A 19,337-nucleotide genomic window follows, 5' to 3' on the forward strand; every position below is an offset into this window, starting at 1 on the left:
TGCGCGACCGCGCAGGCTCATATTTCGGGCTCAGATTTCAGGTTTCTGACGCACGATGACCTTGGTGCCCACAGGGATCCGCTCATAGAGATCGGCGACATCCGCATTGACCAACCGGAAGCAGCCGGACGACACGGCGGTGCCGATGGTGTCGGGCCGGTTGGTGCCGTGGATGCGATAGACGGTGGCGCCGAGATAGAGCGCGCGGGCGCCGAGCGGATTGCCGGGGCCGCCTGCCATGAAGCGCGGCAGATAGGGCTGGCGTGCGATCATTTCCGGCGGCGGTGTCCAGTCCGGCCACTCGGCCTTGCGCGAGATCTTTAAGAGCCCCTGCCACTGGAAGCCGTCGCGGCCGACGCCGATGCCGTAACGCAGCGCGCGGCCATTGCCCTGCACCACGTAGAGATGGCGGTCGGCGGTCGAGATAATGATGGTGCCCGGCGCCTCGGTGGTGCGGTACAGCACCATCTGCTTCTGGAACTCCGGCTCAAGCTGAACGGAGTCGTCGGCCATCAGCCCAGGCTCGTCACCGACATCTGCACGCGGCTGCTGGGCGAAGCCTTGCGTGATCGACAACATCAGACCGGCTGCGACGATAACCTGAAGCCCAAGCAGGCGGCGGATGTTGATCATCGCAGGGAACTCCGTTTTTGCGTCCGTTAATTCTGTACCACCCCAGCCAAATCACGGGAACATGAAATCATGAGGCACTGCAACAGTGCTGCGCATGCGCGCTGGGTTCGCGCGCAAGTCTTGCCGGCCGCGGGTGACGATTTGATTAAAAGCCGCCGTGTTTATTTCGGCGCGATCCAGAGGCGCAGCGCATAGCTGAGAAGCGTGACGCTGGCGACGCCGCCGAGCCACAGCGCTATGAACCACAGCAGGCGCTGCATCAGCGGGCGCTTGTCCAAAGAATCGGGCTTTTGCCGCGGTGCAGGATTCATCAGTGATAGCCGGCACCGGCGCGAACCTTGCCGCGAAACACGTAATAGGCCCATGCGGTGTAGCCGAGGATGATCGGCACCAGCACGGCGACGCCGTAGCTCATGAAATGCAGACTGTTGTCGGGGGACGCTGCCTGCCAGATGGTGATGCTGCGCGGCACGATATAGGGCCACATGCTGATGCCCAATCCCGCATAGGATAGCGCGAACAGCAGCAGCGACAGGAAGAACGGCCGGTAGTCCTTTTTGGCGGCGAGGCTGCGCATCAACAGCGCGGTGACGGCAGCGACGGCGATCGGCACCGGCGCGGTCAGGATGAGGTTGGGCCAGGCGAACCAGCGCCTTGCATATTCGGCATCCAGAAATGGCGTCGCGATGCTGACGAGGCCGATGGCGGCGAGCATGGCGAACAGCAGCCACCAGCTCAGCCGATAGGCCTGATCGCGGAGCTCACCTTCGGTCTTCATCACCAGCCAGGTGGCGCCGAGCAGGCCATAGCCGGCCATCAGCGCGAGGCCGGTGAGGACGCTGAACGGTGTCAGCCAGTCCCACCAGCCGCCACCATAATGCCGGCCGTTGACGACGATGCCCTGCAGGATTGCGCCGAGCGCCACGCCCTGCGCCAGTGTGGCCATCAGCGATCCGCCGGCAAAGGCGATGTCCCACAGATTTCGCTCACGCGTGGTGCGCCAGCGGAACTCGAATGCGACGCCGCGAAACACGAGGCCCAGCAACATCACGATCATCGGCGTATAGAGCGCGGGCATCAGCACCGCATAGGCCAGCGGAAACGCGGCCATCAGCCCGCCGCCGCCGAGCACCAGCCAGGTCTCGTTGCCGTCCCAGACCGGGGCGACCGAATTCATCATGACGTCGCGGTCTTCCTTCTTCGGAAATAGCGGAAACAGCATGCCGAGGCCGAGATCGAAGCCGTCCATGACGACATAGACGAAAACGGCAAAGGCGATGATGAACGCCCAGATGACCGCGATATCGATCATGACGCGTGCCCCGATGCGGTTGCGCCGACAGCCGGCGTAATGCCTGCTGCATGGCTCGGCACGTGGCCGGCTGGGCCTTGCTCGTCATGATGCGGCGGCACGGCCATGAGCCGCAGCAGATAGATCGTGCCTGCTGCGAAGACCAGGAAATAGACGATGGCAAATGCGATCAGCGACGATGCAACGGCCGGCGCCGCGAGTGGCGAGACTGAATCGCTTGTCCGCAACAGGCCGAACACGGTGAAGGGTTGCCGGCCGGTTTCGGTTGTCACCCAGCCCGCCAGCACGGCAATGAAGCCGGCTGGTCCCATGGCAAGCGCGAAGCCGTGCAGGAGCCGCGACTCATAGAATTTGCCGCGGAAGCGCATGAACAGGCTGAGCAGTCCCAGTCCCAGCATCAGGAAGCCGATGCCGACCATGATGCGGAACGACCAGAAGGTCACCGGCACCGGCGGCCAGTTTTCGCGCGGAACCGTATCGAGCCCGGCCATCGGCGCATTCAGGTCGTGCTTCAGGATCAGCGATCCGAGTTTGGGCACTTCGATGGCATAGTTCACTTTGCCTTCGGCTTGGCTCGGGATGCCGAACAGGATCAGCGGCGCACCATGGGGATGGCTCTCGAAATGACCTTCCATGGCCATGATCTTGGTTGGCTGGTGCTCGAGCGTGTTGAGGCCGTGCTGATCGCCGGCAAGAATCTGCAGCGGCGCGACCAGAGTGGCCATCCACATCGCCATGGAAAACATCACGCGCGGGCCGGGCAGGCGCGTATCCTTGAGCAGATGCCAGGCGCCGACCGCGCCCACCACGAACGCCGTGGTCAGATAGGCCGCCAGCACCATATGCACGAGCCGATACGGGAAGGACGGATTAAAGATCACCTTCCACCAGTCGGCCGCAACAAATTGACCGGCGTCATTGATGCTGTAGCCGGCTGGCGTCTGCATCCAGGAATTCGCCGAGAGAATCCAGAACGCCGAAAACAGCGTCCCAATTGCGACCATCAGCGTGGCGAAGAAATGCAGTCTGGGGCCAACGCGTTGAAGCCCAAACAGCATGACGCCGAGAAACCCCGCTTCGAGGAAGAAGGCGGTGAGGACTTCATAGGCCATCAGCGGGCCGATAATCGGTCCTGCCTTGTCGGAGAAGGCCGACCAGTTGGTGCCGAACTGGTAGGACATCACGATGCCCGAGACCACGCCCATGCCGAAGGCCACGGCGAAGATCTTGAGCCAGTAATTGAACAGGTTGAGGAAGACGTCGCGCCCGGTCCACAGCCATAGTGCTTCGAGCACCGCGAGATAGCTCGCGAGCCCGATCGAGAACGCGGGAAAGATGATGTGAAATGACATCGTGAACGCAAATTGCGCTCGGGCTAATATGACGGGGTCAAAGCCTTCGAACATCTGCATCCGTCCAATTCTACGTACTGGACGGATGCTATCACGCTGTTCTCGCCAAGCCTACTATACGCGGGTTTGTCGCGTTAGCTGCTCGCGCTCAGCAACTTCTTGATAATACTATCCATCTGCTCGTATTGGCCTTCGCCGTCATGCTGGTAGACAATTTGTCCACTCTGGTCGACGATATATTGCGCAGGCCAATAGCGGTTGCTGTAGGCGTTCCAGGTCCTGGACTCATTGTCCTGCGCCACCGGATAGGTGATGCCGTGGCGCTTCAATGCGTTCTGCACGTTGCTAGCGGATTTCTCGAACGGGAACTCAGGCGTGTGCACGCCGACAATGACGAGACCGCGATCCTTGTATTTGGCGTGAAGCGCTGTGACATGCGGCAGCGTGTTGACGCAGTTGATGCAGCCGTAGGTCCAAAAGTCCACCAGCACGACCTTGCCGCGCAGGTCCTTGATATCGAGCGGCGCTGAATTGAACCAGTTGCTGATGCCGGTAAAATTCGGCGCACTGCCTTGTACGGCAGCCATCTGTACCGGTAAGGTTTCGGCGCTAAATCCCGGTGCTGTCGCGCCAAACAGGCATAGCGCGATCAGTGAGGCTGATGTCGCGAGCGAACGTATCGTCATGGCGATCTCCATTGTCTCAGGGTGTCAAAGGCCAATCTGGCCGCTTGGGTAAAATCCTGTCAGCCACGCGACTATCAGCGTGTCGTACTGAAAGTAGGAGGCGATCGCGAAACCGATCACGATGACGCCGAAGGCCTGCTGCAGCCGGGGCGTGATGCGGGCGAGGCTGCGCACGCGCGCCGTGACGGCCTGTCCGCCATAGGCAATGATCAGCATCGGGATGGCTGCACCGATCGCGTACGCAATGAGAAGCATGCTCGCCCAAGCGATATCCTTTGATGTCGCGATGATGGTGAGGATCGAGCCGAGGACCGGGCCGGCACAGGGCGTCCAGACCAGGCCCAGCGTGGTGCCAAGCACGAAGCCACCCAAATTGCTGAGATCCGTGGTGGCGGAATGGCCGGCGAGCCCACCGATCCGGCCCATCAACCATTCGAAGGGCGTCGGGAAGATCATCAGCAGTCCAAAGCCGAGCAGAAGCACTGCGGCAGCGGTCCGCAGGATATTCGGATCGAAGTCGAAGATTTGTGTCAGCCCGCCAAGCAGCAACGCAACGGCCGAGAACGACACCACGAAGCCGAAGGCGATCAGCGCCGGGCGAATCCGGCTGGTCTGACCTACAGACGAGCCGAGCAGGATCGGCAAGACGGGGAGCGTGCAGGGCGTTGCGATCGTTACGATGCCGGCAAGCACAGCGAGCAGAAGATTGAGCATCGGTCTTATCCATCCAGCGTCGGCGATCAGGCCTGTTGGCATGACGCGCGCTAGATGGTCTTCGGCTGATGCTGGGCGGATGTTACGCGGCGGGCGTCACGTGTTCGTGTTCTCGCTTATATGGTCAGATAAAGAACGACCCGGAAGGGGGCATCCCGTCCGGGTCGCTGGAGGTTTACTCGGGGAGGAAACGCGGAACGAATACGGATTACGCTGCGATGCTATCGATGCCGGCGGTCTTCAGAAGATCGGCGAGCTGTTTGCGGGCATAGAACATGCGGGTCTTTACCGTCGAAGCCGGGATGCCGATCATGCTGGCGACCTCTTCAACTGACTTCTCGTGATAATAGACGAGGTTGACGATCTCGCGATGTGCCGGCGACAGCTTGGCGACACAGGCTCGGAGAATGGCGCTGGTGCGGCTGCGATCGAGCGATGCCTCGGGTGTATCGGCCTGGTCGGCGATTTCCATGACATCGTCCTGGTCGATGTCTTCATACTTGCGCTGCCGCAGCGCAGTCAGCGCCTTGAAACGTGCGATCGACAACAACCAGGTGGAGACCTGCGAGCGGCCTTCGAACTGGCTGGCGGTCCGCCACACATCGAGGAATACCTGGCTGACCAGATCTTCCGCCGCTGACGTGTCACGCAGCATGCGGAGAACGAAACGATAGACCCGCACATTGTGCCGGGCATAGAGCGTGTGCATCGCCGAGCGGTCGCCACCAGCGATATTCTCCAGCAGCATCTCGTCCGAGGTGGCGCGGGCTGTAATGATACCCTGCTGACCGGCGGCATTGAGGGCGATGACGTTCTGCATGGCTAACTCCCGTAAGAGACCGCGTGGCGGCTTCGTTGGGAGGATTGTTAAGGAGCCCGGGTTTCAGGGCGTCTGCTTCAAAAGCGGAAAATGGTTTCATGGAACCGGAGAATTGTTTCGTCGCAGGGGGGCGCGACGAAACATTCAGGGGTGAAATGCGTGCAGCTTGAACGGGATAAGTTCTGAAAGGGGCGCTCAGGCCTTCTCGCCAGCCGGGGAGAACAAATAGCCCCCGCCGCGAATTGTACGGATCACGGCGGGCTTTGTCGGATCGGGCTCGATTTTGCGGCGGATTCGCATGATCCGCAGGTCAACCGCCCGGTCGAAAGCCTCGGCGTCGCGGGCGTTGGCCAGTTCGAGCAGCCGTTCGCGCGAGAGCACGCGTTTCGGATTGGCGGCGAATACCTTGAGCAGGCCAAATTCAGAGGCCGTGAGCGGATGTTCGTTGCCTTCGTCATCACGCAGCGCCTGCGCTTCCAGATCGAGCCATTTCGTACCGAAGCGAACGAGATGGTCCTTGTTCTCCTTCGCGGGGGCAACCTCGGCCGCTGCGCTCTTCGCCAATGTGCTCCGCCGCAAAACCGAGCGGATGCGGGCCATCAGTTCGCGCAACTCGCAAGGCTTTGCGACGTAGTCGTCAGCGCCAAGTTCGAGGCCGACGACGCGGTCGATCGGGCTCGCGGTGGCGGTCAGCATGATCACCGGCACATTGATGCGGCTCTTGAGGTCACGGATGATCGAGAGCCCGTCCTCCTCAGGCATGTTGAGGTCGAGCACCACGAGATCCGGCACCTTGGTCTCGATCTCGTTGCGCAGGCTCTTGCCGCCGTCGCACAGGGTCACGGCAAAGCCGTGCATCTTGAGATAGTCGCCGACCATTTCGCGGGCGGGTGCTTCGTCGTCGACGATGACGATATGCGGGCTCTGGCTCATGACAGGCCCTCACTGGTGGCTGGCAGCAGGATGGTAAAGGTCGCGCCCTGGCCGGGGCCGGGGCTATGTGCATTCACCTCGCCGCCATGCATGTCGATGATGCGTTTGACGATGGACAGGCCGAGGCCCGTCGAGCTTTCGCCACCGGTCGGCTTGGCTGACAGCCTCTGGAAGCGGCCAAACAGCCGGTCGAGATCTTCCGGCGACAGGCCGGGACCTTCGTCGCTGATGGTGATCCGCACATAATCGGCGTCGCCGGCAATCAGCAACGCGATCTTGCCGCCGATCGGACTGTATTTGATGGCGTTGCTGACGAGATTATCGATGGCTTCGCGCATCCGGTCGGCGTCGCACATCGTGAGATCGCGGTGATCTGGCGCGGAAACGGAGAGGTCCTGCTGCTTGTTCACCGCAGACGGCCGGTTCGCTTCCGCGACGTCCCGGATCAGCGTCGCCAGATCGACCGGCTCACGGCGGATGGTGATATCGAAGGCGTCCGCCATGGCGTCGGAGATCAGGTGATCGACCATCGAGGTCAGTCGCTTGGTGGCGTCACGAATGTGATCGACCTGCGCGGAAACGTTCTCCTTCGGTGATCCCGCCGATATCAATTCGGTCAGCATCTCGGTACGGCCGAGGATCACGCCGAGTGGATTCTTCAGGTCATGGGCGACAGTGCCCAGAATCTCGTTCTTGAAGCCGTTGGCGCGCTGCAGCCGCAGCCACTGTGCGGAAAGTCTGCGATTGGCCTGCATCAGCGCGCGGGTGCGCTGCGCCACGCGGTCTTCCAACTGCGTATTGGCCTCATGCAGTTGCTGGTACAGGATCACGTTGTCGAAGGCGATCGACAGCCGGCTACCGAAGATCTCCACCAGCGAGCGATCGGTCTCCGATAGCTGTCGCTCCGCCTGCAGCAGCACGACAACCTCGCGGCCACTCCCGGTGCGGATGTAGAGCGCCGTCCGATGGTCGGCGAAATCATGCTTGCGGCGCTTGAAGGCTTCTTCAACCATCTGGCGCAGGTCCGGATCAAGCGAATGCGTGGTGGCGGTGCCCATGAAGCGGCTGTAGCAGCCTGATCCCGCGAGGACGGCATAGTCGTCGCCGACAATGCCGCCGTCTCGCAGCACCAGAATGCCCGCGCAATCGACATTCAGCAGCGAGGCGATCTGCGTCAAAACGCCCTCGGCAAGCCGCTGCATCGATTTGAAATCGTAGAGCGTCGAGGCCGCATCGATGATGATTTCGAGGCCGCGCCGTGTCTGCACCATGCGCTCAAGCTGCTGGTAGCTGCGCAGCGCCGCTGTCAGCGAGGTGAACAGCTTGTCGGCGGTCAGTTCCGTCTTCGCCTTGTAGTCGTTGATGTCGTAGTCGACGATGACGCGGCGCTCCGGCGCCTGGCCGGGCTGGCCGGTGCGCAGGATGATACGAACGGTTTCGTTGTGCAGTTCATTGCGGATGAACTCGACCAGTTCGAGGCCGGCCGCGTCGGTCTCCATGATGACGTCGAGCAGTACGGCTGCGATATCCGGATGCGCGCGCATCAGGGCCTGGCCTTCCGCGGCAGAATAGGCCGACAGGATTTCCAGGGACTGGCCGTTCAGCGTGTAATCGCTCAAGGCAAAACGCGTGCCCTCATGCACGGCCTGGTCATCGTCGATGACCGCGATCTTCCATTTTCGGTTATTGGATTCTTCCGGGACATCACCGGAGTCTTCAATCAGGTAGAGGACATCGTCCTGGTCGGCCATTGCGTCGTCCCGTCAAATGATCCGGCGGCGCCAGTGGCGGCCCGCGGCATGATAATGCGAAATGTCGTGCCTTGTCCCGATCTTGACTCCAGCATCATCCGGCCACCCAGCTGTTGGGTCACCAGATTATAGACGATATGGAGGCCAAGGCCGGTGCCGCCCTCGTTGCGGCGCGTGGTGAAAAACGGATCGAACGCCTGTCGCTGGACGTCCGGGCTCATGCCGGCGCCATTGTCGGAAAAGCTGATCTCGATATCGTCGGTGCCGCGTGGCTTCGCCGTGATGGAAATGGCGCCGGGTTTGCCGTCTGGGAATGCGTGATTGGCCGCATTCAGGAACAGGTTGGTCAGGATCTGGCCGTAGGAACCGGGATAGCCGTCGATCATAAGCCCGTCCGGTACATCCACCGTCAGCGTGATCGGAGCCTTCTTCAGGACGGGGCGTAGGCTGGCGATGATCTGATCGGTGGCCTCGGAGAGGCTGAATTGCCGTCGCTCGGCATGGGAACGATCGACGGCGACCTGCTTGAAGGATTGAATGAGTTCGCCGGCGCGATGCAGGTTGGCGACCAGTTGCTGCGCCGCATCGCGTGACGTTTTGACGAATTCCTCGAGCTGCGAGCGTCGCAGCGGGGCATTGGAGCGCAGTTCGGCTTCGAATATCTCCGAGCGCCGCGCAAAGCTCGATGCCACGGTCAGGCTGATGCCGATCGGATTGTTGACCTCATGGGCGACCCCCGCGACCAGACCACCGAGGGCGGCCAACCGTTCGGCGTCGATCAAATTCTGCTGTGCGGCATTCAGTTCAAGCAGGGCGCTCTCGGCCTTCTCCTTCGATGCGCGCAGCTCGTTCTCGGCTTCGCGCTTGGCGACGGCGTTCTCGCGGAACACTTCGACGGCGCGGGCCATGGCGCCGACTTCGTCCTTGGCGGCTGTCCCTTGCACCTTGCGATCATAGTCGCCCGAGGTGATCGCGCGCATCGAGGCCATGATCTGCTGCAGCGGCAGGCGGATGCTCAGCGCGATGATGATGCCAGCCGTAATGATCAGCCCGAGAAAGGCCGCGGCGATGACCATCACGTTACGCGAGATCGCCGTCAGCGTACGGTCGAAGGTGGCCTGCGCAGACTGTTCGCGCTGCCGCATCTTGACGGACAGGCCGTCGATCGCCGCGATAGTATCGGCCTGGCTGGCGTCGATCGAATTGCGCAGCAGGTCCGTGCGGCCGGAGAGCTGCTCGGATAGTTTCGCGAGTCCCTGACGCAATGCAACTGCGCGACCCTTGAGCCGCTGCAATGCAATACGCTGCAGGTCGTTGTCGGCGAGATCGGTCATGACCGGAATGGTGCGCTCGATCGTCTCGGTGTTGCGCCGCGCCTCCTCGGCCGAGGCCGAGGCCAGCGACAGATAATAGGCGTTGGCGGCCACCAGCATTGCCGTAAATGCCTCACGCGACTTGCCGAGTGCGGGCCAGATCAACGCGTCGCGCTGGCCGGTGGCGCCTTCGATGATCGAATACAGGCCCGCCATGTCCTTGGCAGGCCCGAGCACCTGGTCCTCATAGGTCTTGGTGATGGTGGTCTGCAGCGTCCGTAACTCGCCGAAGCCGCTGAGGAAGCGCTCGGTGACACGCTCGAGCTCGGCAACGGAGCCGGACAACATCGGATCGGTCGAGGCGCGGGTGTTCAATGTGCCGAGTACAGCCTCGCGCAGTAGCAAGATCTCAGCGAACAGTTCGGGGCTGGGCTGATTGATATAGCGATGGATCAGATTCTGCAGCCGGCCGGTTTCGCTTTCGAGCAAGGCGAGCACCTGATCGGATTGTCGAACCTGGCGCACGTCGTCCCAAGCGGAGGACAGCACCCGCGAGCCGCTCCAGATCAACCCGGCCAGGACGAGGACGACCGCCGAATTCAGCGCCGCGATCGACAGGATGCGCCAGCGGATCGGAATCGCACGGACAGCCGCAACGATGCCGGTCCGGCCTCGCGCCGCCAGTTCATCCTGTCCGTCAGAAACTCCGTTGTGCGGGCTCGTCACCACAGGTGTGTCATTTCGCCTTGCGAAAGGTTCAATCGGTGAGACAGCCGTGCGTCACAACCCGGCAACTCGATTTTTATAGTCTGAAAGAGTTTCGTTGAGGTTGCGAGACAGTTCAATGTAGCAAATAGAGGTGTAGCTGGCTATTGGTCTGCAACAGCTGGTTGAATTGTGGCCGGTCCGATTGAACCGACCTTCGCGCAGACGCAACAGAGTGCTGTGGCAAACAGCGTCCGGTGCACGCCGCTGCGCGGGGCTATTTCAATCAAAACGATAGTGGAATCATTATTTTATTGGGTGGAGCGTTGTGCCTCCCAATAAGATTGATCGCACGGCAGGCGGGCAGCTGGCGGCATTGTAAGGGCAGGATGAGATGAAGTTGAAGGCGGCGCTCGGATATCTCGCGCTTGTGGTGACGGTCAGCCAGATGGCGACGCCCGCCCGCGCGACCGACATCCAGTGGTGGCACGCGATGTCCGGAGAGCTCGGCCGGCACGTCGAAAAGCTGGCCGCGGACTTCAACGCCACGCAGACAGGTTACCGCATCGTTCCTGTCTACAAGGGCAACTATACCGAGACCGTCACCGCGGCGATCTTTGCCTTCCGGTCGCGCAGCCAGCCGGCCATCGTCCAGGTCAATGAAATTGCGACGGCCACCATGATGGCAGCGAAAGGTGCGACCTATCCCGTTTATGAGCTGATGCGCGATCAGGCGGAGGCGTTCAATCCGTCGGCCTATCTGCCAGCCATTACGGGTTACTACACCGACATGGCCGGCAACATGCTGTCCTTCCCGTTCAATGCGTCGACGCCGATTCTTTACTACAACAAGGATCTGTTCCGGGCCGCCGGGCTCAATCCGGACGAGCCGCCGCGGACCTGGCCCGAACTCGGCGCCGCTGCCAAGCGATTGCGGACGGCAGGCGCAGTTTGCGGTTTCACGACCGCGTGGCCGTCATGGATCAATGTCGAGAATTTTTCGGCATTCCACAACATTCCGGTGGCCACCAAATCCAACGGCCTTGGTGGATTGGACGCGGTGCTCACCTTCAACAATCCGCTGATGGTGCGACATATTACGCAACTCGCCGAATGGCAGAAGACCAAGGTTTTTGACTACAGCGGCCGCGCGACAGCGGCTGAGCCACGCTTTCAGAAGAGCGAATGCGGGATTTTCCTGGGCTCGTCGGGGACCCGCGCCGACATTCTCGCCAATGCGAAATTCGAGGTCGGCTACGGCATGATGCCGTATTGGCCGGACGTCACGGCAGCGCCGCAGAATTCGATCATCGGCGGTGCCACGCTCTGGGTGCTGCGCGATCGTCCGCGCGAAGAATACAAGGGCGTCGCGAAGTTCTTCGCGTTTCTCTCGCAGCCCGAGGTGCAGGCGGCCTGGCATCAGAAAACGGGCTATCTGCCGATCACGCGCGCGGCCTATGAACTCACGCGCCAGCAGGGCTTTTACGACCGCAACCCCGGTACGGTGAAATCCATCGAGCAGATTACGCTCAAAGCGCCGACGGAAAATTCGAAGGGATTGCGCCTCGGCTCGTTCACGCTGATCCGTGACGCCATCGAGGATGAGTTGGAACAGGCCTTCAGCGGCAAGAAGCCAGCGCAGGAGGCCCTCGACGCTGCAGCAGAGCGTGGCAACAAATTGCTGCGCCAGTTCGAGCGCGCCAATCCCGTGCAGTGATATCAGTCGGGTAGCGGCGCATCATGATCTTCGTTAGTCGTTAACGAAGATCATACCTCAAGGGAACATTGAACGCCTCCGTGGCGCCGGTCTTCTCGGGCGGAAATGCCGGGAATGGCTGTGCGCGACGAACCATGGCGAGCGTTTCGGCATCGAGCGCTTGATTTCCTGAGGATCCCAGCAGGCGAGAAGACAGCACGCGACCGCCGCGATCGAGTGTAAAGGCGATCCTGACGACTGCCGTGCCTGACTGACCGGTGCGGGCACTCTCGGGAAATTGCTTGAAGCGTTGCAAGTGTGATTGAACGAGCTGATTGTAAGACGCAGACGCTGCCCTGGAGGCACCGGCCGTTGCAGCCGATGCTGCCGGCGCAATGCGTTCCGCGCGCGGTGCTGCGGTGGTCTGCGGCGCTGCCGGCGTATCGTTGGGCTTCTTCTTGACCTCGACGCGGATCGGCTTCGGTTTGGGCTTTTCCGGCACCGGCTTTGGCGGATCGGGAATGATCTTGGCGGGCTCGGGCGGGGGAGGCGTCGGCTCGGTTTTCTGCTCGGGCGGCGCTTCGACGACCGGCTTCTCCATCAGCGGCGTCGGCGGGATCTGTTCTTCCACCTGCTTCTGCTGAACCGGTTCGGGCGGCGGCTCGGACGGTGCGTCCGACTGCTGCATCTCGGGACCGGGCGCGATATCCAGCGGCTGCGTTTCAGGTGCAGCGGTGGCGGGCGCCATGTCGATCATGATGGCGGGCATCGTAACGCCCGGAGGACTTGGTTGATGGTACCACCAGATGCCTGCGGCGATCAGGCCGGCATGGATCGCGACGATCGCTATCGCCGACCCGGTCCAGCGAAGACCGACGCTGTCGGTCGGCGCATGTAGCGCAAAGACGTTCATGGCGTGGAGGTTCGTCCGTCGAGGCCGACCAGTGCGATCTTGAGATAGCCTGCGTTGCGCAGCAGGTTCATCACTTCCATCAGATCGCCATAGCTCACGACCTTGTCCGCGCGCAGGAAGATGCGCTCGTCCTTGTTGTTCTTGGTCGCAGCATCCAGCGTGCCGCTCAGCGTATCGCGCGGGACGATGTCTTCGCCGACGGCGATCGTCAGGTCAGGCTTGACGGTGACGAAGACCGGCTTGTCGGGGCGCGGCTGCGGTTCTACGGCGCTTGCAGGTAAATCGACGCCGAGGTCGACCGTCGCCAGCGGTGCTGCCACCATGAAGATGATCAGCAAAACCAGCATCACGTCGATGAAAGGCGTCACATTGATTTCGTGATTGACCTCGAGGTCATCACCGCCGCTTGAGCGTCCACCAAGTCTCGTAGCCATGATCTATTCCGCCGCGCGCGAGATCGGCATGCCGCGACGGCCATGATCGCGGCTGATCAGCAGCATGACTTGCGCCGAGGCGTCGCCGAGTAGTGCACGATAGGTCGTGATGTTGCGAACGAGCTGGTTGTAGATCACCACGGCCGGAATGGCTGCGACGAGACCAAGTGCTGTCGCGAGCAACGCTTCGGCGATGCCGGGCGCGACGACCGCAAGGTTGGTGGTCTTGGTTTCCGAAATGCCGATGAAGGCGTTCATGATGCCCCAGACGGTTCCGAACAGGCCGACGAAGGGCGCAGTCGCACCGATCGTCGCGACGACGCCGATGCCGCGGGAAATCCGGCGCGACATTGCCTGTTCGACGCGCTCAAGACGCAGTGCGATGCGCTCCTTGAAGCCGTCATCGAACAGTCCATGGGAGAGGGCAGTCTCGCGCACTGCCGAATGAATGAGCTGGGCCACGGGATCGCGGGCATCAGCGCTGTCGCGCTCGACCTGGGACAGCGTCGTGTCGCTTTCCAGTATGTCGAGTCGCCGCTTGGCGGACCGCGTTTCGCGACCGAGTTCGATAGTCTTTGCGAGCCAGACCGTCCAGGTCACCAGCGAGGCGATGGCAAGACCGATCATGACAGCCTTCACCACGATGTCGGCATTCATGAACATGCCCCATGGGGACAGATTATGTGGCAGCAAATTGTGTGGCAGCAAGGCTTCCGCGGTTGCAGCCATGGCAGCATGGGGAACCACGACAGTGCCGGAAACCGCGACGAAAACAGCAGTGAGGGGGGATCGGTGCGTTGTCATAGAGGCTGCATTCCGTCGGTGGAAGTTTGCATTGTGGGGTGCTGACCCAGAATAGCTTCGCATGTGAACGATGTCGCCCTCCGGGGGGCGAGTTGAGGCCTAAACTGGAGCGATTCCAAGGTCATTGGGCTCAAAATCTCATACTCGTGAAGAGCCGCACGCCGCGTCCGGGCTGCAGCACCTCCGCCTTCTTGAAGGAGATGTGGTTGCGGACCTGTTCGTCGAGCAGATTGACTCCGGTGACGCCGAAGGTGATGTCGCGCAGGCCGCCATCCACTTTCGCGAATGTGTGGGTGTAGCTCACCTCGGCCTTCAGCAGATTGTGGCCGGCAGTCGACGTTTCATTGAGCGCAATATCGTTCTGCGTGAATGCATGGAGCACGCCCAGGCGCGCATACCATTCGGCGCTGCGCCACCAGACGCCGCCGCCCACGCGCATCGGTGCGATGCGCGGAACATTGCTGCCGTCGGCAAAGGTCGCGCGGACCACGTCGAACTGGGTGTCGATGCCGAGCATGCCGTCGCTGAGCGGCGTCACATCAAGTTGCGCCATCAGCTCGGCGCCGCGGAAATTGGCATCCCGCTGGCCATAAGCGACCTGCAGAAGCGGACCTGTCGCGCCGCAGCTTGCGAACGTGTCGGTGCAGAAATTGCCGGTTACCTGTTTGAAAATGAAATCGAGATAGCGCGTGTAGTAGAGGCTCGCCTCGAAACGTAGCTGACCGCTGCTGCGCTTGAGGCCAACTTCAACCGACTCTGCGGTTTCGATTTTCAGATCCGGATTGCCGATGACGAAGGTGCCGGATGCGCCATCGGAGCCGCGCGAATAAAGCTCGGGCGCGGCCGGTGCGCGCTGCGCACGCTGTACGCTCAGATTGGCGACCATATCCCAAGGCAGTGATTTCAGCAGTCCGAAGCTGAAGCTCTTCGGTGTGAAATCGCGTGTCGCTGCGGTCTCGGAGAATGTGTCGGGCGGCGGCAGGAAATTGCTGGGGAAGATCGGCGCCATGCCGGATACTGACAGGCTTTCGATACGGCCGGCCGCCTGGAATTTGAGGGTGTCCGAGAGCTGCAATTGCTCGAACACGAAGCCTGCGACCGTGTCCGTATTGGTCGGTGCGAGCAACCCGCCGAGCAGGCCCGCGGTGCCGAGCTTGCGGTTGCTGGCCTGCACGCCCCAGCTTCCGGTTAATGCGCCGAGCGGTGTTGCGACCGCGGCGTGGTCCAGTTCGAAGCGGCCTTCGATTTCCTTGTTGGTAATGGTGTTCTGCAGGCCATCGACGCCATTGCTGCCGATGCCGAGCTCGCCATGCTTGTAGTCGCTGACGCCGAACGTATAGCGGATCGCGGCGATGCCTTCGGTGGGCGCACGCCATTCGCCCCTGCTGGTGACTTTGGTCTGTTCGAGATCGATGCGAGTCCGGGACGCGGATTCGGCGATGCCGGGGATATGATACAGGCTGGTGATGTGCTGGATCGCGGTGCCGATATAGCCGCCATCGAAGATGTACGAACCGCCGACCGATTGGCCTTCCGAGCGCAGTCTCGTATTGGCCTGGACGCCGCCGCCGGGAATTCTGTAATCGCCGGCGCTGCGGCCGAAGGCGTCGACGTGAATGGCGACATTGTTGCCCGACGCATCGATGCTGGCCGCGCCGTCGATGCTGCTATCCACCGAGGAGCCGCCGCCCTTGATGCGCGCGCTGAAATTGTCCGGCACGAGATTTTCCGGAATGCGGTTGTTGCTGGCATTGACGACGCCGCCGATGGCCTGATTGCCGTAGCGCAGCGTCGCCGGGCCGCGGATCACCTCGATCTTGTCGGCGGATAGCGGATCGACCGGGACCTGATGGTCCTGGCTGAAATCCGACGCGTCCTGGCTGCCGATGCCGTTCTCCTGAATGCGAACACGATAGTCATCGAGGCCGCGGATATTCGGCCTGCTCGCGCCCGGCGCAAAGGTCGATGCGGCAACGCCCGGCTGGGTGGCCAGTAAGTCGGCAATGGAGGCCGAGGTGGTGCGCTGCAGGGCCTCACCGGTGAGCAGGGTGGTGGACTGGAAGGCGTCAGCTTCCTTCTGCCGCTCCGCACTGACCACGATTTCCGACAGCGTTTGCCCCTCCTGGGCCTTTGCCTCTCCAATCCAGATTGATGAGAGGCACGCCGCCCCCGTGATAGACGCCCACAACCTCAAACTCACGCCATTCCCCAAGGTTACTGATCTGATGCGAATGCTAATGCGAACTATTCGCAATAAGGAGGCGTGAGCCGTTTATGTCAAGCTGGAATCGGCGCGTAATGACCGGGCAAGCACGCGCGGTAGTCTAAATTTTATGCATATCAATATCTTTGTATGCAATGAGGCTGAGTCTCTGGCAAAGCCGACCGTCCGACGCGTTACAAAAATGCGAGATTTATCAGATGCTTATGTGCTAATTAGGTGTACGTTAAGCTCTGGCACGAAGTTTGCGATGTCTGTTCCCAAGCCGATCCACTCGCGCCCTTGGGGAGAGCCAGAATGAAGCGTCGTGATTTTCTGAAAACCGCCACAGGCGCCGCCGCCGGCGCGATGGTCTCCGGTCCGGCGATCTTTTCGTCCGCCAAGGCGGATGCCCGATCCGAAACCCTGCTGATCGTCTCCGAAAGCGGCCCCAACAACCTCGACATCCATGGCGTGGGCACCAATGTGCCCGGCTATGAAGTGTCCTGGAATTGCTACGACCGTTTGATCGGTCATGAGATGAAGGCGGGCCCCGGCGGTGTGCCTTATTACGACCGCGACAAGTTCAAGCCCGAACTCGCCGAGGACATGACCATCTCGGACATGTCGGCGACCTTCAAGCTGCGCAAGAACGCGAAATTTCACGACGGCACGCCGGTGACGGCGAAGGACGTGAAATGGTCGCTGGATCGTTCGGTGAGCGTCGGCGGTTTTCCGACCTTCCAGATGAGCGCCGGCTCGCTGAAAAAGCCCGAGCAGTTCGTGATCGTCGACGATCACACCGTGCGGGTCGATTTCGCCACCAAGGATCGCCTGACGATTCCGGATCTCGCTGTCATCGTGCCCTGCGTGATCAATTCCGAGCTGGTGAAGAAGAACGCCACCGAGAAGGATCCGTGGGGTCTCGAATATACCAAGATGCAGACCGCCGGTGGCGGCGCCTACAAGGTGACGAAGTGGACCGCCGGCACCGAAGTCATCCTCGAGCGCAATGACGACTGGGTCTCCGGTCCGATGCCGAAGATCAAGCGCGTGATCTGGCGCATGGTGCCACAGGCCGGTAACCGTCGCGCGCTGCTCGAGCGCGGCGACGCCGACATGTCCTATGAATTGCCCTACAAGGACTTCCAGGAGATCAAGGCCAACGGCAAGATGAATGTCGTGTCGCTGCCGTTCTCCAACGGCATCCAGTATATCGGCATGAACGTCACCAAGCCGCCTTTCGACAATCCGAAGGTGCGTCAGGCCGTGGCCTATGCGCTGCCCTATCAGAAGATCGTCGATGCCGTGTTGTTTGGCCTCGCCAATCCGATGTTCGGCGCGTCGGCCGACAAGCCGACCGAAGTCGCCTGGCCGCAGCCGACCAAATACAACACCGACATGGCGAAGGCGAAGGCGCTGCTGGCCGAGGCCGGCTATCCCAACGGCTTCGAGACCACGATCTCATTCGATCTCGGCTTTGCCGTTGTCAACGAGCCGCTATGTGTGTTGGTGCAGGAAAGCCTCGGCCAGATCGGTATCAAGACGACCATCAACAAGATCCCCGGCGCCAACTGGCGCACCGAGCTGAACAAGAAGGAGATGCCGTTCTACACCAACGTGTTCTCCGGCTGGCTCGATTACCCCGAATACTTCTTCTACTGGTGCTATCACGGCGACAATTCGGTGTTCAACACCATGAGCTACAAGTCGCCGGAGATGGACAAGCTCATCAATGGCGCGCGTGTCGCGGCAGCGTCGGGCGATAAGGCGGCCTATGACAAGGACGTGAAGGGCTTCGTCGACCTTGCGTTCACCGATGTGCCGCGCATCCCGCTGTATCAGCCCTATGTCAACGTGGCGATGCAGAAGAACATCTCTGGCTACCAGTACTGGTTCCACCGCCGGCTCGACTACCGCGCGCTCGTGAAGGCGTGATGTGAGGGTTGCGCCGTCACGCTGGCGGCGCGGCCTTGTTCTTGCATTGATTTTCATGGTTACGGGTCCCCGCTTTCACCGGGGAGATATGTAGAGCGGGGGCGCAATCCATGCTGGGCCTGATCGGCAAACGACTGATGTTCGCGATCCCGAGTTTGATCGGGGTCGTGATCGTGACGTTCCTGCTGACGCGGGCGCTGCCCGGCGATCCCGCGGCCTATTTCGCGGGACCGTCGGCGGACAAGCAGGCGATCGAGGAGATCCGCAAGAAGCTCGGCCTCGACAAGCCGCTGATCGAGCAGTTCTTCCGCTATACGGCGGATCTGGCCAAAGGCGATTTCGGCAACTCGCTGACCACCGGCCAGCCGGTGGCGACCGAAATTCGTAATCGCCTGCCGGCCTCGGCGGAGCTGACGCTGCTCGGTCTCATGGTCTCGGTCATGATCGCTATTCCGCTTGGCATTCTTGCTGCCACCCGGCCGGGCTCGTGGATTGATCATCTTTGCCGGGTGACGACGACAGCCGGTGTATCACTGCCGGTGTTCTTCACCGGACTGGTGTTGGTCTATGTTTTCTATTTCAGGCTCGGCTGGTCGCCGGCGCCGCTTGGCCGGCTCGACGTGTTCGCATCGACCCCTCCCAATGTGACCGGCTTCTATCTGATCGACAGTCTCATTGCCCGAGATTGGGAAGCTTTCAGGTCCGCCTTCAACCAGTTGATTCTGCCGACGGCGACGCTGGCGATCTTCTCGCTGGCACCGATCGCCCGCATGACCCGCGCGTCGATGCTGGCGATCCTGTCATCGGACTTCGTGCGCACGGCGCGGGCAAGCGGCCTGTCGCCGCGCGCGGTGATCGTCACCTACGCTTTCCGCAATGCCATGCTGCCGGTCATCACCACGCTGTCGATGACGTTTTCGTTTCTTCTCGGCGCCAATGTGCTGGTCGAGAAGGTGTTCGCCTGGCCGGGCATCGGCTCCTATGCCGTCGAAGCACTGATCTCGTCGGATTTCGCACCGGTGCAGGGCTTCGTTCTGACGATGGCCGTCATGTACGTCCTGATCAATCTGATCATCGACATTCTCTACGGCGTAATAGATCCACGCGTGCGGCTGGAAGGGTGAGGTGTAAAC

At 61.3% G+C, this 19,337-nt stretch carries 17 protein-coding genes; 3 read left to right on the forward strand and 14 right to left on the reverse strand.

The window, feature by feature from the left end; all coding sequences use genetic code 11:
* Positions 1-30: 30 nt before the first annotated feature.
* The 10 genes from CIW50_RS03595 to CIW50_RS03640 all read right to left on the reverse strand — a co-directional run bounded on the left by CIW50_RS03595 (position 31) and on the right by CIW50_RS03640 (position 10,198).
* Positions 31-633, reverse strand: a complete 603-nt coding sequence (locus tag CIW50_RS03595) for a L,D-transpeptidase (protein WP_149529866.1) — start codon at positions 631-633, stop codon at positions 31-33.
* Between the two features lie 161 nt (positions 634-794).
* Positions 795-944: a DUF2474 domain-containing protein gene (locus CIW50_RS03600; RefSeq protein WP_149529867.1), complete on the reverse strand. Its 150-nt coding sequence runs from the start codon at positions 942-944 to the stop codon at positions 795-797.
* Positions 944-1,945, reverse strand: coding sequence for a cytochrome d ubiquinol oxidase subunit II (gene cydB, locus CIW50_RS03605; RefSeq protein WP_149529868.1), 1,002 nt, complete (start codon positions 1,943-1,945; stop codon positions 944-946). Before cydB ends, CIW50_RS03600 begins: the two co-directional genes overlap by 1 nt.
* The gene (locus CIW50_RS03610) at positions 1,942-3,351 is read right to left on the reverse strand and encodes a cytochrome ubiquinol oxidase subunit I (RefSeq protein WP_149529869.1); all 1,410 of its coding nucleotides are present in this window, start codon (positions 3,349-3,351) and stop codon (positions 1,942-1,944) included. Before CIW50_RS03610 ends, cydB begins: the two co-directional genes overlap by 4 nt.
* Positions 3,352-3,431: 80 nt before the next feature.
* Entirely contained in the window at positions 3,432-3,983 is a 552-nt protein-coding gene (locus tag CIW50_RS03615; RefSeq protein WP_149529870.1) for a thioredoxin family protein, read from the reverse strand.
* 24 nt (positions 3,984-4,007) lie between these two features.
* Complete coding sequence (locus CIW50_RS03620) at positions 4,008-4,697, reverse strand: cytochrome c biogenesis CcdA family protein (protein ID WP_149529871.1); 690 nt, start codon at positions 4,695-4,697, stop codon at positions 4,008-4,010.
* Between the two features lie 208 nt (positions 4,698-4,905).
* Positions 4,906-5,517, reverse strand: coding sequence for a sigma-70 family RNA polymerase sigma factor (locus tag CIW50_RS03625; protein WP_149529872.1), 612 nt, complete (start codon positions 5,515-5,517; stop codon positions 4,906-4,908).
* 195 nt (positions 5,518-5,712) lie between these two features.
* Positions 5,713-6,450 (reverse strand): response regulator, encoded by a 738-nt coding sequence (locus CIW50_RS03630; protein WP_149529873.1) that lies wholly within the window; start codon positions 6,448-6,450, stop codon positions 5,713-5,715.
* The gene (locus CIW50_RS03635; protein WP_149529874.1) at positions 6,447-8,201 is read right to left on the reverse strand and encodes an ATP-binding response regulator; all 1,755 of its coding nucleotides are present in this window, start codon (positions 8,199-8,201) and stop codon (positions 6,447-6,449) included. The genes CIW50_RS03630 and CIW50_RS03635 overlap by 4 nt, the downstream gene beginning before the upstream one ends.
* Positions 8,171-10,198: a sensor histidine kinase gene (locus CIW50_RS03640; protein WP_246664173.1), complete on the reverse strand. Its 2,028-nt coding sequence runs from the start codon at positions 10,196-10,198 to the stop codon at positions 8,171-8,173. Before CIW50_RS03640 ends, CIW50_RS03635 begins: the two co-directional genes overlap by 31 nt.
* Positions 10,199-10,613: 415 nt before the next feature.
* On the opposite strand from CIW50_RS03640, the gene ugpB reads away from it, so the two are divergent.
* The gene (gene ugpB / locus CIW50_RS03645) at positions 10,614-11,936 is read left to right on the forward strand and encodes a sn-glycerol-3-phosphate ABC transporter substrate-binding protein UgpB (RefSeq protein ID WP_149529875.1); all 1,323 of its coding nucleotides are present in this window, start codon (positions 10,614-10,616) and stop codon (positions 11,934-11,936) included.
* A gap of 40 nt (positions 11,937-11,976) precedes the next feature.
* Here the strand turns inward: ugpB and CIW50_RS03650 are convergent, their stop codons facing one another.
* The 4 genes from CIW50_RS03650 to CIW50_RS03665 all read right to left on the reverse strand — a co-directional run bounded on the left by CIW50_RS03650 (position 11,977) and on the right by CIW50_RS03665 (position 16,266).
* Complete coding sequence (locus CIW50_RS03650; RefSeq protein WP_149529876.1) at positions 11,977-12,828, reverse strand: TonB family protein; 852 nt, start codon at positions 12,826-12,828, stop codon at positions 11,977-11,979.
* Positions 12,825-13,262, reverse strand: a complete 438-nt coding sequence (exbD, locus tag CIW50_RS03655; protein ID WP_149529877.1) for a TonB system transport protein ExbD — start codon at positions 13,260-13,262, stop codon at positions 12,825-12,827. The genes CIW50_RS03650 and exbD overlap by 4 nt, the downstream gene beginning before the upstream one ends.
* Before the next feature lie 3 nt (positions 13,263-13,265).
* On the reverse strand, positions 13,266-14,066 hold the full coding sequence (exbB, locus tag CIW50_RS03660) for a tonB-system energizer ExbB (protein ID WP_172980202.1): 801 nt from the start codon (positions 14,064-14,066) through the stop codon (positions 13,266-13,268).
* 130 nt (positions 14,067-14,196) lie between these two features.
* A complete protein-coding gene (locus CIW50_RS03665) occupies positions 14,197-16,266 on the reverse strand; it encodes a TonB-dependent receptor (protein WP_246664124.1) in 2,070 nt (689 codons plus the stop codon).
* Between the two features lie 318 nt (positions 16,267-16,584).
* On the opposite strand from CIW50_RS03665, the gene CIW50_RS03670 reads away from it, so the two are divergent.
* Positions 16,585-18,204 (forward strand): ABC transporter substrate-binding protein, encoded by a 1,620-nt coding sequence (locus CIW50_RS03670; protein ID WP_149529878.1) that lies wholly within the window; start codon positions 16,585-16,587, stop codon positions 18,202-18,204.
* Between the two features lie 110 nt (positions 18,205-18,314).
* On the forward strand, positions 18,315-19,328 hold the full coding sequence (locus CIW50_RS03675; RefSeq protein WP_149529879.1) for an ABC transporter permease: 1,014 nt from the start codon (positions 18,315-18,317) through the stop codon (positions 19,326-19,328).
* The last annotated feature ends 9 nt before the right edge of the window (positions 19,329-19,337 follow it).

The sequence above is a fragment of the Tardiphaga sp. P9-11 genome (genome assembly GCF_008329525.1).
Taxonomy (GTDB): Bacteria; Pseudomonadota; Alphaproteobacteria; order Rhizobiales; family Xanthobacteraceae; genus Tardiphaga.

Excerpts from the sequence above, each read along its gene's own strand:
- CIW50_RS03615 (WP_149529870.1), bottom strand. The coding sequence starts at position 3,983 with ATGACGATACGTTCGCTCGCGACATCAGCCTCACTGATCGCGCTATGC.
- exbB (WP_172980202.1), bottom strand. The coding sequence starts at position 14,066 with ATGACAACGCACCGATCCCCCCTCACTGCTGTTTTCGTCGCGGTTTCC.
- CIW50_RS03635 (WP_149529874.1), bottom strand. The coding sequence starts at position 8,201 with ATGGCCGACCAGGACGATGTCCTCTACCTGATTGAAGACTCCGGTGAT.
- CIW50_RS03620 (WP_149529871.1), bottom strand. The coding sequence starts at position 4,697 with ATGCTCAATCTTCTGCTCGCTGTGCTTGCCGGCATCGTAACGATCGCA.
- CIW50_RS03625 (WP_149529872.1), bottom strand. The coding sequence starts at position 5,517 with ATGCAGAACGTCATCGCCCTCAATGCCGCCGGTCAGCAGGGTATCATT.
- CIW50_RS03630 (WP_149529873.1), bottom strand. The coding sequence starts at position 6,450 with ATGAGCCAGAGCCCGCATATCGTCATCGTCGACGACGAAGCACCCGCC.
- ugpB (WP_149529875.1), top strand. The coding sequence starts at position 10,614 with ATGAAGTTGAAGGCGGCGCTCGGATATCTCGCGCTTGTGGTGACGGTC.
- CIW50_RS03600 (WP_149529867.1), bottom strand. The coding sequence starts at position 944 with ATGAATCCTGCACCGCGGCAAAAGCCCGATTCTTTGGACAAGCGCCCG.
- CIW50_RS03670 (WP_149529878.1), top strand. The coding sequence starts at position 16,585 with ATGAAGCGTCGTGATTTTCTGAAAACCGCCACAGGCGCCGCCGCCGGC.
- cydB (WP_149529868.1), bottom strand. The coding sequence starts at position 1,945 with ATGATCGATATCGCGGTCATCTGGGCGTTCATCATCGCCTTTGCCGTT.
- CIW50_RS03610 (WP_149529869.1), bottom strand. The coding sequence starts at position 3,351 with ATGTTCGAAGGCTTTGACCCCGTCATATTAGCCCGAGCGCAATTTGCG.
- CIW50_RS03675 (WP_149529879.1), top strand. The coding sequence starts at position 18,315 with ATGCTGGGCCTGATCGGCAAACGACTGATGTTCGCGATCCCGAGTTTG.
- CIW50_RS03650 (WP_149529876.1), bottom strand. The coding sequence starts at position 12,828 with ATGAACGTCTTTGCGCTACATGCGCCGACCGACAGCGTCGGTCTTCGC.
- exbD (WP_149529877.1), bottom strand. The coding sequence starts at position 13,262 with ATGGCTACGAGACTTGGTGGACGCTCAAGCGGCGGTGATGACCTCGAG.
- CIW50_RS03595 (WP_149529866.1), bottom strand. The coding sequence starts at position 633 with ATGATCAACATCCGCCGCCTGCTTGGGCTTCAGGTTATCGTCGCAGCC.